The organism is Alphaproteobacteria bacterium, from assembly GCA_016699305.1.
Taxonomy (GTDB): Bacteria; Pseudomonadota; Alphaproteobacteria.
In genome coordinates this window covers 1,015,114-1,029,381 of sequence record CP064970.1, presented here as the reverse complement: position 1 = coordinate 1,029,381, position 14,268 = coordinate 1,015,114, and the positions used below count along the sequence as shown (strand labels likewise).

Annotated in this window: 14 protein-coding genes; 1 reads left to right on the top strand and 13 read right to left on the bottom strand. The window is 57.8% G+C overall.

Going from position 1 to position 14,268, the window contains the following annotated elements:
* Window position 1: 1 nt before the first annotated feature.
* The 8 genes from IPI58_04830 to IPI58_04795 are packed head-to-tail and all read right to left on the bottom strand — an operon-like array spanning window position 2 to window position 9,625.
* Window positions 2–214 (bottom strand): hypothetical protein, encoded by a 213-nt coding sequence (locus tag IPI58_04830; GenBank protein ID QQR69973.1) that lies wholly within the window; start codon window positions 212–214, stop codon window positions 2–4.
* A complete protein-coding gene (locus IPI58_04825) occupies window positions 214–1,239 on the bottom strand; it encodes a hypothetical protein (protein QQR69972.1) in 1,026 nt (341 codons plus the stop codon). The genes IPI58_04830 and IPI58_04825 overlap by 1 nt, the downstream gene beginning before the upstream one ends.
* A 9-nt stretch (window positions 1,240–1,248) precedes the next feature.
* Complete coding sequence (locus tag IPI58_04820) at window positions 1,249–1,974, bottom strand: hypothetical protein (GenBank protein QQR69971.1); 726 nt, start codon at window positions 1,972–1,974, stop codon at window positions 1,249–1,251.
* Between the two features lie 3 nt (window positions 1,975–1,977).
* A complete protein-coding gene (locus IPI58_04815) occupies window positions 1,978–5,187 on the bottom strand; it encodes a phage tail protein (protein ID QQR69970.1) in 3,210 nt (1,069 codons plus the stop codon).
* Window positions 5,188–5,640, bottom strand: coding sequence for a peptidase P60 (locus IPI58_04810; GenBank protein QQR69969.1), 453 nt, complete (start codon window positions 5,638–5,640; stop codon window positions 5,188–5,190). It abuts the gene before it with no gap.
* The gene (locus tag IPI58_04805; protein ID QQR69968.1) at window positions 5,630–6,472 is read right to left on the bottom strand and encodes a DUF2163 domain-containing protein; all 843 of its coding nucleotides are present in this window, start codon (window positions 6,470–6,472) and stop codon (window positions 5,630–5,632) included. The genes IPI58_04810 and IPI58_04805 overlap by 11 nt, the downstream gene beginning before the upstream one ends.
* A 3-nt stretch (window positions 6,473–6,475) precedes the next feature.
* Window positions 6,476–7,075, bottom strand: coding sequence for a DUF2460 domain-containing protein (locus tag IPI58_04800; protein QQR69967.1), 600 nt, complete (start codon window positions 7,073–7,075; stop codon window positions 6,476–6,478).
* Window positions 7,076–7,078: 3 nt separating this feature from the next.
* Window positions 7,079–9,625: a phage tail length tape measure family protein gene (locus IPI58_04795; GenBank protein ID QQR69966.1), complete on the bottom strand. Its 2,547-nt coding sequence runs from the start codon at window positions 9,623–9,625 to the stop codon at window positions 7,079–7,081.
* A 29-nt stretch (window positions 9,626–9,654) separates the two neighbouring features.
* On the opposite strand from IPI58_04795, the gene IPI58_04790 reads away from it, so the two are divergent.
* Window positions 9,655–10,272 carry an AAA family ATPase gene (locus tag IPI58_04790; protein QQR69965.1) on the top strand — a complete coding sequence of 206 codons (618 nt, stop codon included), beginning with the start codon at window positions 9,655–9,657 and terminating at the stop codon, window positions 10,270–10,272.
* Here the strand turns inward: IPI58_04790 and IPI58_04785 are convergent.
* The 5 genes from IPI58_04785 to IPI58_04765 form a co-directional block, all read right to left on the bottom strand.
* On the bottom strand, window positions 10,222–10,842 hold the full coding sequence (locus tag IPI58_04785; protein ID QQR69964.1) for a histidine phosphatase family protein: 621 nt from the start codon (window positions 10,840–10,842) through the stop codon (window positions 10,222–10,224). The genes IPI58_04790 and IPI58_04785 overlap by 51 nt on opposite strands.
* 9 nt (window positions 10,843–10,851) lie before the next feature.
* On the bottom strand, window positions 10,852–12,339 hold the full coding sequence (locus IPI58_04780) for an ABC-F family ATP-binding cassette domain-containing protein (GenBank protein ID QQR69963.1): 1,488 nt from the start codon (window positions 12,337–12,339) through the stop codon (window positions 10,852–10,854).
* Window positions 12,340–12,600: 261 nt separating this feature from the next.
* A complete protein-coding gene (locus IPI58_04775; protein QQR70112.1) occupies window positions 12,601–12,813 on the bottom strand; it encodes a hypothetical protein in 213 nt (70 codons plus the stop codon).
* Between the two features lie 137 nt (window positions 12,814–12,950).
* Window positions 12,951–13,298 (bottom strand): hypothetical protein, encoded by a 348-nt coding sequence (locus IPI58_04770; GenBank protein ID QQR69962.1) that lies wholly within the window; start codon window positions 13,296–13,298, stop codon window positions 12,951–12,953.
* Entirely contained in the window at window positions 13,299–14,240 is a 942-nt protein-coding gene (locus IPI58_04765; GenBank protein QQR69961.1) for a hypothetical protein, read from the bottom strand.
* Between the last annotated feature and the right edge of the window lie 28 nt (window positions 14,241–14,268).

Genomic DNA, 14,268 nt, shown 5'->3' with positions numbered 1-14,268 from the left:
CTTATCCTGCGACGATGATGACAAGGGGTTGCCGGATTTCATCTTCCGTTGGCGGCGCGGCGTTCGCGCGCAGGATTTCGATAGCGATCTGGCTTGCATGTGCAAAGCGCGTGGCCGGACGGAGCAAAACCTCCGTTGCGCAGGCCGTCACGCGCATGTTGGCGGTTGTCGGTTTGCGGACGACCTCAACGGCATTTTGCGTTACGCGCAACATTAGGCTTGCACCTTGTAGCCGAATTCGGCGGCGTTGATCTGGCTTTCCGTCCATGCCGCAGAGGTTGCCGGATTAAGATCCCAGATTTGCCGCTGATCGACGTAAGAGTCCGAAAGCGACCGATCGCCGCCTTCGTAGTTGGCTCCAGCAACACGCGCAATGCCGCGCAGGGTTCGCGTTCCCGCATCGTCCTTGCGGGCCAGAATGTTCGCTTGAACGCCGAACACCGAGGCATTTAAGGCCGTGACGTCCGCAAAGACGAAACTGTCCGTAGCCCCCGCCGTATCGCTGACATTGTAGCCCGCATCTTCGTCCGGCGAAGCGTCGTCCACATTCTCCCAATTATTCGCGCTGCCCGTCGGCGTAAACTGTGCCGCTGCGCCCGCGCCAGAGGGGAAGATCGTGTCCACGCGCACATCGCCAAGAAAATCCTTGTTCACGCTTCCCGTGCCGTCGCAGATGTAAAGATCGCCGTAATAGGCCACCACGGCAGGCGTCAGGCCAAACATCTTGATCGAGTTGGCCGTGGCAAGCGAGGACGAGTATTTCGTGTCACCCGTGTAGCTGGCCCAGCTCTGTCCGTTGACGCGGACTTCAAAGTAACCGCCGCTGTCGGCGATGGTCAACTTGGCTTCGACATAATTCCACGCGCCAACCGGCAACGCGCTGCCGGAAGTCGCCAGTACCGTACCGCTGGTCGAGCCACGCGCCAGCATGAGCGCCCCTGTGGTTGTGATACAAAGCGTGGCCTGCGCGTTGCCTGTGTTGTCGCGGAACTGGAAGAGCGCGGCATTGCCGGAAGGCAACGCCTCAATCTTTATGGCGGCCCCGACAACCCACGTTGCCTGTTCGTCCAGCGTCTTGGTGATGTAGCCGGAGGTTGAGTAAAGCCGCACACACTTGCTGCCCGACCGTCGCCCGACGTCGATGGAGACGTAGCTGCTCGATCCCACTTCCGCGTATTTGTAAAGAAACTGGTCGCGGGTTGTGTAATGGGTAAAACCGTCGATAAAACGAAGAGCCATAAATCCTCCTTAAAGGCGAATGCCCGCCAACGCGAAGCCTATATCGGAAAGCGTGTCGTCGGGCGAAGACGACGCAACGAGCGACAAGATGTCGCCAGCCGCGAAGTCGGTGGTGTTTAGGCATGTGAATGTGGCGCTGGTAGCAGAGGCCGCGAAGATCATGGAGGCAAACTCAGCCCCGTTCTTGCGGATCGAAAAGGCCACCGCCGCTGTAGCCGCCGTTGCGGCCACGCCTTTGCTCTGAGGCATGCCGGAAAGAAAGCGAACGGCGCGAGGCATGGGAAAGCGCATGATGACGGCGCTTCCTGCTGGCTTGCCTGCATAGCTGCCGCCAACATCATAGGGCGTCGCCACGCCAGCCTCAGCCATGACAGAAAAATCTGTTCCGTTGCAATAAAGCAGCCTACGTTCGCCGCTACCGACGGAAACGGCTGTGCCGGATGGCGTTTTAACAGAAATCGCGTAACCGCCCGTCGTGCCGTTCTCGACGCAGAGCAGTTTCGGATGTGCGGGAACCGTGATCGTCCGCACCGCCGTCAAGGCTCCTGTAAACTTTACCGCCATGTTGCCGAGCATCTGCGCGTCCGTCAGCGCCAGATTGGCATCGGCCACCACTAGGCTTGTAAACTGGCACAGCGCCTTGTCCAAGGCGTCGAAAGCCGAGTTGGCCGTCACTTCCTTTTGGGCTTGGCTGGCCGCGATGTGGTTGATGAGAAGGTTTGGGGTTGTCGTCATGGCTTAAACCGTGGCCTTTCCGGGCGTGCCCCGCCCGATGGTGCTGTTGATCTGATAAATGGCGATGGACAGGACGCTCTGCGCCGCGCCGAAATCGATTGTCTGATCCGCGGCGCTGTATGTCGCGCTGGTCGTGGTGGCGGAAAGCGTGTGCACCACCGTGTCGCCGTTCAAAATGTCGATCTCATAGGCTTCCGTGGCCTCGTAGTTCGAGATGTCGATGCTGTCGAGCCATTCGCCATTCCACCGCGCGCGCATGATCCATGACAGGGTCAGGTTGCCGGAACCATCGCGGGTTCCTTTAACGTGGACTGGCGAAAAACACCGCAGGCTGGCCGCATTGTATTTGAGGCTGGTTTGTGCTGCATCGTCCCAATCCCCGCCGGACGGGATGGCCTTATAATAAGAAAGTTGCCCGATCTCGGTCGCGGCCATCGCCATGCGATAAAAGCCGTCCGTGGCTAGAACCACGAAGCGGTCGCCGATCTTGTGCATGCCTGTGGCCCATTCCGTGCCGCGCCGCCCGCGCAAAAGACCGGAAAGCTGGTAAAGGTTTTCGGCCAACAGAGTGGCGTTTTTCCATTGGATCAGCTCGTCGCCCAGAATGCCGACATTGTTCCAATTGAGGACTTCCAGCGCCGTCTTGCTATCCAGCGTGCCGTGGGAAAGCGCGATCTGTACCGTATTCGTCTCATCCCACGACCATGGGCTGAGAGGAGCGGCCAGAACGCTCGAAGCCCAACCATAGGCCGGAGCTGCTTCCCCCGTTCCAATGATGTTCCATGTCAGCGCGTCAGGCGATTTGTAAAGGCTGGCCGTCCCGTTGTTTTTAAGCGCCAAGGCGTAATAAAGCCCCAGCCCATCATCCTCGGCCCGCAGCATGGGCATATCCATGACCAAGGCCGAGATCGGCGTGGAAATGGGGATCGGGTTAGATGCAATCGGCACGCCAGCGCCCTTGGCGTTGGACGTATAGGCGATCTCGTCCTCGGCCACCGCTTTGCAGGCCACGATGTTGTTGCCACCGAAGTCCACTTGCGTCAGGCGCAAAGCCAGCGTGGCATCCGGCAATAGAACGTCGATCACGTCCGTGGGATCAAGCCGCAGCCATTTGGGCGGCAGGTTAAACTCGAACTGGTTCCGCCCGATCCACGCGCTGGTCAGCGTCTTGTCCGCGATCTGCGCCGCTTCGTCCGCCGACAAGGCGATGGACAGCTCTACCGTTTGTTGATCCTTGGTCGTGACGGCGTTGCTGGCGCGGGCAGCGTTTTGGGTGTTGCTTTGATAGTCGCGTTCGGGGTCGTAATGGGTCAGGTCGATGCGTTGTGGAAGCTCAAGCTCCTGCGTGCGGGTTTCGGTCACGCGGAGCGGATTATCATTCGATGTTCCCTCCACCGCGCCAAGATCGTCGTAAGGGATCGTGGCCGCCAAATCCTGCCCGCGCGGGATAAAGCGCAGCACGCCGTCTGTTTCAGCAGCATCGATAAAGTACGCGCCGAGCAAAGGCTCGATGGCGTCACGCGCCGATGCACGGCGGCTCATCACATAACCATGCACCAATTGGCTGACTTCGTTCGTCAGGATGTCGGTTTGTTTTAGGCCCGCCCTTTCGCACAAGTCCGTAAGGATGGACGATAAAGCCACGTTATCAGAGCCGTAACGCTCCAACGGATATTTGACCTCGCCCTCATTGGTCATGATGATGGCGCTGTGGGTGAACTTCTCGTAGCAGCCACAAAAGTGCGTGGCCGACGTCGGCATATAGGGCATAAGATTGATGGTCTTTTCGACCCGCATGCTTACGAGATCGACCAGTGTCGCCGTCAGGTCATTCGTCGCCCAAAGGCGTCCCTTTTGCGGAAACGCATAATCGTCCTGCATCGTGTAGCCGACTGCCAGCGAGACCCCATCCACATAGGCCGCGAACCCGTTGTCGGGATGCCATTTGACGATCCGGTGCAACTGATTGATCTTGAAGAACAAATGCCCCGTCGTGTCGTCCCAGAAGATAATGTTGGGGCGCAGCCCACCCGTCCAAGCCGAGACATCCCATTCGGCCACGTCGCCGTTGCCCAGAATATCGACTTCCACGCGGCGGATTTTGTCGGCGGCGGCTTGCCAATAACGACCGCTGCCATCCGCGCACATGGGGGCTTCATTGGCGTAAGGGAAGAACTCGGACAGATCGGCGACCAGCCCGAAGTCAAGGTCATAGACCTTGCGCGAGCGATGCACGAAAATCTTGTGGCCCAGTACGAACCCGCTGACGCTGAAGTCCACGCGCTTCGTCGTCTTGGCGACCACGGCCATCGTGTCGGGATTGCGTTTGCATAGATGCATCCCAACGCCATAGGCATCGGTCGCATGATAAAGGTAGCCTTCGCTATCGATGCCTCGAAGATCACCATACACGTCATCGACAAGAGGCACATTGAGCGCCAGCGTGTTGTTGACGAGATCGTATTTGAAGGCGCGCGTCGAATTGACGCACAGCAAAACGCCGCGCGAGGGATCGATCACGCCACCCTCGCGGTACATGCTGGATAGTCTCGGCAAAATAACCGCGTCGCAATCCATCGCGCCGGAGGCCACAACTTCCGCACTGATATTCGGGATGCGGTTGGCGAAGTCGGCCAGCTGCAAATCCGTAAAGGTCAGAAAGCAAAGTCCGCGATACCCCGGCACATTGCCGGAACCGAGATGCATTTCCATCGTACTGTCGGGTTGTTGGTCTTCCGCACCAGTGTGAATGCGGATTACACCGGGATATTTCTCGGTCGCCTGCGTGTTGCTGGCTGTCGCGTCGTAAATGAGCTTCGTGTCCGCCCACACGCGCCGAACTGTCGAAACAGGCCCAGCGCACAGACCTACGGCGAACGACACCGAATAGCTATAGGTCGTCTGCGTTGAACTTCCACCACCACCGCCTTTGCCGCCGCGTTGGGTCTGGACATGGCGGGTTTCTTTGAGTGGCGTCGACCAGATCACGTTGCCGGACACGCGCATGGTTCCGTAAACCAGCTGGATCGTGCCGCCATAGGTGGAAGATTGAACCGATAAATCGCTTAGGCGCGAACCTTCGGTGTTCGATCCTTTGCTGCCGCCGAACAACAGGTTGCCGAGAACGACCCCGCCCATCCAGCCGATGGACGCGCCAATCCCGATGGCGGAAGTCAGACCTGCGCCAACAAGACCAAGAGCAAGAACGGCCATTTATTCGCCTTCGGAGAAAACAGGGTAACGGTATGCGGCCACAATCCGACGTCGCCAGCTTTCGTCCAGTGCATGCTCGACGACTTTGCCAACGCCGGAATAGCTATGGATGATGCCTTTATCGGTGATGATCGCCACATGCTGCGGCTCACGCCCCCACGCCATGAAATAGATGTCTGCCAGCGTCGCTTCGTCCACGGGGATTTCGACCAGCCATGTGGCCAAACCCTCGCGCATGCGGCGGCTGTTGGGCAGCATGGAATAATTGGCGAAGGCCTGCGCTTGTGGCGAGGCCGGATCGTAATCGACCAGATTCAACGCCATCCCAACGCCCTTGATCAGCCCGATGCAGTCGCAGCCAGCCCCTTTGACCGAGGCTTGGTGATGAAACGGCGTGTCGAGCCATGCGCGGGCTTCGGCAACCGCGTCCATGCGAGAGGGGCTATTTTCCATCGGGATAACTCAAAACGGCGTCCGTGCCTGGGACATGCGGTTCTCCGCGAAAGTTTGCGGCGTTATTGTATTTTGTGCAGCAGGTCGAGAACGACTTGTCGCATCCGGGTTGAACGGCATAGGTATCGCCCACAGCGATTTCAGACGGCATGGGCAGGAACAATTCAAACGCGCCCGCAGCGAAGGAGCGGACTTCCATTTTGCGCCCCGCGTTCGCACCGCTTGTCCATGTGATAAGCCCGCCCGTCCAGTAATCGTCAACCTCGGTTCGAGCGGTGTCGGTGAATCCATAGCGATCTTCTGCAGCCGTGACCGCGCTGGCCACCGTCAAGGCAGCTAAATCGATCTTGCAACGCGTATCGCCAAGATCAGCGCGGCAGTTGGGCGTGTAAAGCTCGCCGATTTGCTGCGAAAGCGCCTGCGTCAGGCCGCGCAGTTCTGCCTTAAAAATCGAGTCCTTTAGCTCGACCTGTCCGATTGTGCCGCGCTTCATGATGATCTTGCCTTGCGACAAGGCGTTCCAATTGACCAGAAAGATCAGCACTTCGGCATTATCCCAAATGCCAGCTCGCAGGTCAGGCGCAGCTAAGGCTTCGCTGTCCAGCGCGCTTTCGATGTCGAGGTTATCGACCGACAAATCAGAAATCGTATGGATGGCAGAGCGCGTGTAACCCGTCCGGGCTTCATAAACGATACCGTCTATGGTCAGGTCGCGGTCGAAATCGGTGAAGCCGAATACGTCACCGTCCTTGCGCGTGACCTTCCAACAGGTCGCAAGCGTGGTGGTCTCGCCCGCGATGTGCGCGGCAAGTTGTGATGTGGCTGTTTTCATGAGCTAAACGCGAATCTCGATAACGGGAATATCCGACCATTGATGGAGGTCGAATTGCTCAATGCTGACGGCCATACTGTCGGTGTCGAAACGCACGGGCACGTCAAACTCGAAATCCGCCGTGACCGCCACGCCTTGCGCCGGAGCAACCGTAAAGGTCAAAACGCCCGTCGCCGTATTGATCGACCAACCAGATGTTTGTTTGCTGCCGCCGAGGTATGGCACGACCGTGCTTAGAACAGGCTTTGTGATCGTGCGTATTTCGCTGCCCGCGCCGGAAATATAACTTTTGACAAGCTGAAAGGTCTTTGTCGCTCCATCGCCTGTTCCGATGGCTTGGGTTGTTGCCTTGTAATCCGTCCAATCCTTGAATCGGAAGCCATAGGCCTTACCCTTACGTGCGCGAAAGAAGGCAATCAGCGTGTTAAGCTGGGTCTGGTGTTTCAGTCCTGACGCTACATTCCATTTAAGCCGCGCTGCCGACCAGTTCGCGTTGCGTTGCTCGTAGCCAGACGCCATCGAGACGACCGAGGTCAGATATTCCGGCCCGCCCGTCGCGCCATAGGCGATGTCGGGCGGAAATTGGACTTCGTGAAAGGTCATCGCTTAAAGGTTCCTTCTGGCGCGATTGATTCCGCGCGCTGCCTCCGCCGAGATCTGACTTTGGCTGGCACGGAAACTGTTCGCGTCAGGGGTCGAGATGTTCATGACCAGATTGACGCCAGTTCCTCGGCGCTGCCTGTCTTTTCTGGAAACGACTTCCTCGCCGCGCTGAAGGATGGCGGGTACTTCGTCGGGTTTAAGCCCTGCGATACCACCGCCATGATAGCGCGGCGCTCCGGCAAATACAAAAGCCGGAACTTGGCGTGAAGGAGCCGCTTCGCCCGCGACACCGCCTTCATGGAAGATCGAGCTAAATATCTCGTCCATAAAGCCGCCACTTTCCATGCTGCTGCCCATCCATTTGGCCAGCGGCCCAGTGATGGATTGCTGCACGACCATGCGGGTGATGTCAGCGACAATGCTGTTGGCCAGATCGTTCAGGCTGTTCAGGCTGATTTCGCCGGAGGTCACCATGTTAACAATGGCGTCTTCGGTCGCCTTCATCGCTTCCGAAAAGGCCTTTTCGACGGCATCAGCCGCGTTTTCGCCTTCCTTCTGGTAGTCGCGGAAGGCACGGATCGCCCCGGCCTGCGCGTCCGTACGTCCTCCCAGTTGCTCGTCGTAGGCCTTGTCTTTGGCCTTGTTAAAAACTTCCTGACTGATCGCGCCGATACGGAGCATCTCCGTCAGCCGCGCAATTTGGTCGGCGTAGGCTTCCGTCGCAGTCCGGGATTGTTCGGTCAGCTCCTTGCCGTCCTGCTTGAGCTTGTCGAGCTTCTCCTGCGCTTCCTTTTGATCGAATAGAGCTGCAGAGAGATGCTTCGTGCGCGCGACCTGTTCCTGCGTGGCGGTGATCGGCAACTTCGAAAGCGCGTCCTGAACGAAAGCCTGCTTGGCGGTCGCGCCGAGCTTGGCCATTTCCTTGTTCAGGTCGTCAATGACCTTTTGCGCGTCTTTGAACGCTTTTTCGTCAAACAGTTGCCCAGCAAGATTGCGGGTCGTGCTCTTGTCCGCATTCGTCGCCTTGGTCGACAGACGCGAGACAGCCTGATCAATAAACGCCTGCCGCTCGTTGCTGATGCCAAGCAGCTTCTGTTTTAAATCGTCGATGACCTTCTGATTGGCGTCGGTTTCCTTTTGCGCGGCTTCGGCGATGGGCTTTTGAATGGCTTCGATTTGGCGCTTGGCAAGCTCTTCGGCCTGTTTGATCGCGTCATCGACCGAGCCCTTGTTGCTGCCATCCGTTTCGCGCAAGGCGTTCAGGTTCGCCTTCGTTTTTTCAAGCTCATCGTTGATCTTGGCAATCTTCTCGGCGGGATCATCCACGAGTTTGGCCAGCGCATCGTCAATGCCTTTGCGCGTAGAAAGAAGAAGATCGGCGCGTCCTTCCTTGGCTGCGGCGGCCTGTCCGGCCTCGGCCTTTGCTTTTTCCGCAGCGGCGGCATCCGCTTCCTTTTTGGCCTCCGCCGTCAACTTTTCGATCTCGGTGCGCAGGCTTGCGATCTTTTCCTTTTGTTCCTCGACCAGGGGCGAGATGTCCATCATCAGCTGGGGATCGAACTTATTCAGCTTTTCGAGCGTTTCCTGCGCTTCGGACAGTTCCTTTTGCGCGTCGCGGATTTTGACGGCGATGGGCGTCTTACTGACCCACCCGATGGTGGTCTCGAAGGTCGAAGCCAGCGTGTGCAGGACGGTTTGCGCCGCGCCGCCCACAGTTTCTGTCTGGCCGATGGCCTTGAGCATATCGCCCCACGCGACAGAAAGGCGGTGCGCCGCGCCTGTTAGCCCTTGTGTTTCGGCCCTTGAAGCGCCGCCGACTTGCTGCTCCAGCGCAGCGAGGATCAGCTTCTGCGCCTCGGCCTTCTTACCCGTTTCGACCAGCGTGGCAATGACGTCCTTTTGGGATTCCGTGAAGCTTACGCCCACGCGTTTCAGCGCCGTAATGCCCGTAATGGGGTCTTCCAGAGCCTTGCCAAGCTGCGTGACGGACGAGCGCAAGTCTTGCCCAAACACGGCGGCCATATCCTGCGCGAGGTGAATGGACTGTTTGAACGTGTCGCCGGACACGGAACGGAATGTCGCCATAATCGCGGCAGCGCCCTTGACGTCTTCGGCGCTGGTCAGCGTCGAATGCTCCATCTCCTCGGCCATCTCGGCGATATCGCTGCCCGTCAGCCCTGCCGCGTAACCCGTGGCTTTGAGCACGCCTTGCAGACGGTTTTGCGCCTGTTCGGCCAGCGCCGCTTCCTCAAAACTCTTTTTGATGCCGATGGCCAAAGCGGCAAGCCCGGCAGCCGCCGCAAGTCCCGCAGGCCCCAACGCCGCCAGCCCTGCGCCGAGCGGCCCCATCTGGCTCGACAGACCAATGGCCGCGCCTTTCATATCGTTGGCGGCGGCGTTCAAAGCGATGAGGCTTTTAGAGGCAGGTTTTCCAGCAAGCTCAATCTTCTTGAGAGACTTCTCGCCGGACTCCCCGATCTCTTTCAGCTCGGCCTTGACCTTGCCGCCCTCCATAACGGACAGACGGATAGACAGATTGCGTTCGGCCATAAGTGGTGTATCCTCTACGGATGCAAATAATGAGTTCTAAAACAGCATCTTACCTCATCGCCATCGGCGGCCACACCGGAACCGGCAAGACCACGCTCGCCTATGCCTTGCGCAAAGCGTTGCCGATTCTGCACGGAGCCGTCATTTTAGAAGATGACCTTGTCCGTCGCGAACTGCTCGGAGCCTCGCTTGCCGATACTCTCGACGACAAAGCCTATATGGATGAGGTCTCTGCGCGGGTCAGCGGGCTGATCGCACAAAGAACCGTCGACGCGCTTGCCCAAAGAACCAGCGTCATCAACGCCTCAGGCTTTTTCTCCAAAGCCGCTCGTCCGGCCATTGTAAAACTTGCTGCGGATCATGGGGCGATATTCATCGGCCTATGGCTCATCGCCCCTCGCGCCGTTATGGAAGAGCGGATCAATCGACGTTTGATCGAACGGGAAAAAGGCGTTGAGTTGAGGGTTGAAGACGGCCACGCATCGGACGCATGCGTCGCTGTTATCGACAAATTCGGCGATATTGGCGTACCGAACGATGATCACTGGCAGACAATTGACGCCGAACACCCGAAGGACGAAGTCCTCGCTGCCGCCTTAAAGATCATAGATGGCCACGCGGCTGCGCGTGGGCGTTCCATCTCCTGACAAATCATGATGCCAGATTTCCCAAGGAAACGCAGCCTCTGTCCCGGTTGGTGCGAACTCATAGAGATGGCAGTTTTTCACATCGTCAAGTTTGCATCCGAAGTGCCAGAGCAGCGCGTCAAACACGCCTCCATGCGTTGCGATAAGGATCGGTTCCTCCGGCATAGATAATATTTCCGAAAGCCCCGCGACAACTCGATCCGTCAGCATCTCCATCGACTCGCCGTTCGGCGGCGTTTCACCCGCCATGATGCGATCATGGATCGCTGACCAAGAAAGCCCTTTCCAATCGCCGAAACATTGCTCGGACATCGAGGCCTTTTCGATCATCGGGATCCGAAGTCGCTCATTGATAATCGTCGCCGTATCTCTGGCGCGAGAAAGATGGGAATGGACGATCAGCGCAGGACGCGGCGACAACGCCTCAAAACCGTCACGAGCGGCCAGGGTTTGCGCCCGCCCTTTCTCGGTCAGAGGCGTGTCAAAAGACCCGGCAGCGTAGCCTTCGGCATTAGCCACGGTCTCGCCGTGTCGCATCATGTAAAAAGGTCTGTTCGGAAGCGTTGTCATGGCCGCTTTCTACACGTTTTCGGTCTTTTCCGAAAGCTTTCCGTTATCAATTCGAAAAAAGCGCGTGCCGATAGTGTTCACAAAGCTGCGGTCATGCGAAACGAGAAGACAGGTTGCGTTTTGCGCAAGGATTTCCGCCTCCAGCTTTTCTTGCCCCGGAATATCGACATGATTGGTCGGCTCGTCCAGCAGGTAGAAGTTCGGCTCCGTCAGTCGCAAGACCAGCATGCCAAGCCGCGCTTTCTGGCCGAGCGAGAACGCCTTGATCGGACAGCTTTGCCGATCAACCGGAAAACCCGCGCCAGCCAGAAGCGTCCGGCTGCGCTGGTCACCTAAGCGGAAACGGTTTGTGATGATGTCGAACGGCGTTTCATGATCCGGCAATTGCGACATTTGCTGATCGGCATAGCCGACAACGACCGTCGGGCTAAACTGTACGCCTTCCGCGTTCGCGGGATCGGCAAAAGCGCGATGGATCCACTTGACCAATTGCGATTTACCTGCCCCGTTCGCGCCGAGAAGGACGATCCGGTCGCCTTGAAAGACTTTAAGTTTACCAGTCTTGAACAGCGCCTTGCCATCCGGCGTCCGCACGATCACATCATCCAAAGACAACAAAACCCGCGCATGCGTATCGCGGCTGCTCAGCCGGATTTGTCTCGGGCGTTCCTTGTGCAGCTCCTTGAAAGTGCTTTCAATGTTTGATGCTCTTTGCCTCAGTTGTTTGGCCTTTTTCAAGGCCAAGTCGCTTCCGGAGTTGATGCCGATATTCTTAAGCTCGCTTGCCTGCGCTCTTAAACGGTTCGCATCTTTTTTGTCTTGCGCCAGCTTGACGGCCCACGCTTCGTCATCAGCCGAGAGCAACGTTCGCGCAGTACTATAAGAATGCGCATAGAGTTTTGACTCTTCGGGCCGTAAAAACAGTGTGTGCGTTGTGCAAGCGTCAAGAAAACGCCTGTCATGACTCACAATCACCATCGGCATGCGTCCAGCATTTTCGACAAGCCAGCGTTCGAGAAACTGGATATTGGACATATCCAGATGGTTCGTTGGCTCGTCCAAAAGCAAGGCGTCCGGCTCTGCCGCAAAAGCGCGTGCGATCAACGCGAGTTTTTGCCACCCACCGCTGAGAGCGCGTATAGAGCGATAATGCAATTCTTCCGGAACCTCGAACGAGGCCAGCAAAACGTCAACGCGCCATGTGTCCGTTTGCTGATCGGCAGGCAAGGCCGTGCGCAAACACTCATAAAGCGTTTGGTCAAGAAACGCGGGAGGCACGTCTTGTTCGACATAACCGAGGCGCATGCCGCGTGAACAGGTGATCTCGCCTTCCGACAGTTCGGCGCGACCCGCAATACAGCGTAGCAGCGTGGTTTTACCGCCGCCGTTTCCGGCGACCACGCCGATGCGACAACCTTCTCCGATGGTAAGGCTAAGATTTTGAAACAAAGGTTCGGGCGTCAAAACGCCGACCTGACGAAGGGATATAAAGCTCATGATTTTCTCTCATACAACTTGGGCAAAGGACAAATGCGCACAGGCGCATTGAGCACTTATGCGTTCGCCGTTCAGGACAAGCTGGAGAGGATCAGATTTAAAAGATCACTATTCACCCAGCCCTGCGGCACAAAGGCGCAGGGCAAAACAGGGGCCGCGTGTCACATGCTGCCGCTTTACAGTCATATTGGCCTCCTGAAGTTAAGGGTTGATCGTGGGGCGCATTATACACAGCGAATACGCAGGATTCAAGGTTAACAGTCACTTTAAGCCCTCATTAACCTTTGCGTTGATTGCCGAAACCATCCCGGCCTCGCATGCGGGGAGAAGATCGGCGACTGCAGCGACTTCGTGACCCAGCGTTTCGGCGATCTTCAATGCGGCGTTCATGTCGATGCCGATGACGGCAAGTTGCGCAGTGCGAAGTTGTCCGGCGCACCGGAGCGCGACATCCCACGCTTCCCAGCCTTCCATTGTTTGAGGCTCGTTCGCACAATAGGGGCAAAGCTCGCCGTCTTTGTTGGGTTCACCCTTGCTGCACGGAAGCCCCGCGTCCGCGCAGGAGGCGCAATATTCCGGCCCGCCGCCGTAGTGCCATTTACAGCGGGCCTCTAACCGTTTTTTTCCTGTTCCAAAATGAGCGTCGGACCGAGATAGAGCCGCTCAAAAGCGTCCGCGATGGGCCACAGATCCATCAAGGCGGAAACCGCTTCAGGCGTGACCTCGGCAGGATTATCTTCGCTATCGCCGATGCCTTCCCAAGCGATGATCGCAAGCTCAGCCAGCTTCTTGATCAGCGCGGCGCTGCGGGTTCCGGCATCGGTATCCGCAACCGCTTCCTTCAAGGCCGTGACACGCGCGGCCATGACCAGCGCGGTCGTTGCTGGCCGGACATGCACGCGCACACCGTGGCCAAGGTCGAGCCAGTACGGCTCGCGTTTCATATCAAGACGGATCATTTAGACATACTCCTCAATATCGTTGGTTAGCGTGACGGTGAGCATTTTGCCAGCCGTGGTGTTTTTGGCGGCCTGCCAATTAAAGCTGGCCTGCACGCCGCCGGGGCCTGTGATGGAGAGTTTCGGCTTGGGCAGATAAACCTCGTGCGCCGTGAACAGGATCGAGCGGTCGGCGTCGATGGTGTAGCCGAAGGTCAATTCCACAGGCATGTTGTTCGTCGCCGCGTCGATCAGTGACGTGTCGGCAAAACGCACATCGATGGAGCCGGTCAGTCCGGCAATGGTCGGATCGGCCCCGTCGATCTTGCCGTCATCGCGGATCGTCTCGATCTTTTCGAGGTTGTTGGTGTAAGTCAGTTGAGCGCCCGTGACGTTGCCCAATTGCACACCGTCTTTTTTGACAGCGCCTTGGAACTGGTTGAAGCGCGTCATAGCAAGTTCGCTCGGCGTGCCGCCTGCGCTGGCTGACGCGCGGCTTTCGCCTTGGGCGATGCAGTTCAACGTCGCGTTCGCGCCGCCGGAACGGGCAAAGGTCAATTGCATGGAATTGACCCGCACGCCCATATTCATAAAGAACGCCGATGCCTCTGGCATGCCGATTTCCAAGGACATGCTTGGAAGCGTGGCCAAACCCGACACGTAAGCGTGAACATATGGTCCTGTACCGCTGCTCGTCGGCGCGCCGAGCAAGGCCTTGAGCCAATGCCCGAAATTGCGCAGATCGACGGGCACGACCACGTCGCCTTCGACGTTGATCACGTCGCGCATGGGCTGTGCCGGATCGCGGCCTTGGCCCAAGAGATCGGAGGCGATCAAGCCTTGCTCCGACCCCAGCGCGGAGGAGATAAACGGAAACCGAACGAAGTTCCCGCTTGGCGGGCTGCCGTAGACCGTTTCGATTTTACCCAATAGCTGCGCATTCGCGCCATAGGCACGCGCCATGATAATCCTCCAGTTATGTGATGAAAGG

What these genes read in the sequence shown, in the direction of transcription:
- IPI58_04795 (QQR69966.1), bottom strand. Translation starts at nt 9,625, where the DNA reads ATGGCCGAACGCAATCTGTCTATCCGTCTGTCCGTTATGGAGGGCGGC.
- IPI58_04785 (QQR69964.1), bottom strand. Translation starts at nt 10,842, where the DNA reads ATGACAACGCTTCCGAACAGACCTTTTTACATGATGCGACACGGCGAG.
- IPI58_04765 (QQR69961.1), bottom strand. Translation starts at nt 14,240, where the DNA reads ATGGCGCGTGCCTATGGCGCGAATGCGCAGCTATTGGGTAAAATCGAA.
- IPI58_04800 (QQR69967.1), bottom strand. Translation starts at nt 7,075, where the DNA reads ATGACCTTTCACGAAGTCCAATTTCCGCCCGACATCGCCTATGGCGCG.
- IPI58_04780 (QQR69963.1), bottom strand. Translation starts at nt 12,339, where the DNA reads ATGAGCTTTATATCCCTTCGTCAGGTCGGCGTTTTGACGCCCGAACCT.
- IPI58_04815 (QQR69970.1), bottom strand. Translation starts at nt 5,187, where the DNA reads ATGGCCGTTCTTGCTCTTGGTCTTGTTGGCGCAGGTCTGACTTCCGCC.
- IPI58_04770 (QQR69962.1), bottom strand. Translation starts at nt 13,298, where the DNA reads ATGATCCGTCTTGATATGAAACGCGAGCCGTACTGGCTCGACCTTGGC.
- IPI58_04805 (QQR69968.1), bottom strand. Translation starts at nt 6,472, where the DNA reads ATGAAAACAGCCACATCACAACTTGCCGCGCACATCGCGGGCGAGACC.
- IPI58_04825 (QQR69972.1), bottom strand. Translation starts at nt 1,239, where the DNA reads ATGGCTCTTCGTTTTATCGACGGTTTTACCCATTACACAACCCGCGAC.
- IPI58_04820 (QQR69971.1), bottom strand. Translation starts at nt 1,974, where the DNA reads ATGACGACAACCCCAAACCTTCTCATCAACCACATCGCGGCCAGCCAA.
- IPI58_04830 (QQR69973.1), bottom strand. Translation starts at nt 214, where the DNA reads ATGTTGCGCGTAACGCAAAATGCCGTTGAGGTCGTCCGCAAACCGACA.
- IPI58_04775 (QQR70112.1), bottom strand. Translation starts at nt 12,813, where the DNA reads ATGGAAGGCTGGGAAGCGTGGGATGTCGCGCTCCGGTGCGCCGGACAA.
- IPI58_04790 (QQR69965.1), top strand. Translation starts at nt 9,655, where the DNA reads ATGAGTTCTAAAACAGCATCTTACCTCATCGCCATCGGCGGCCACACC.
- IPI58_04810 (QQR69969.1), bottom strand. Translation starts at nt 5,640, where the DNA reads ATGGAAAATAGCCCCTCTCGCATGGACGCGGTTGCCGAAGCCCGCGCA.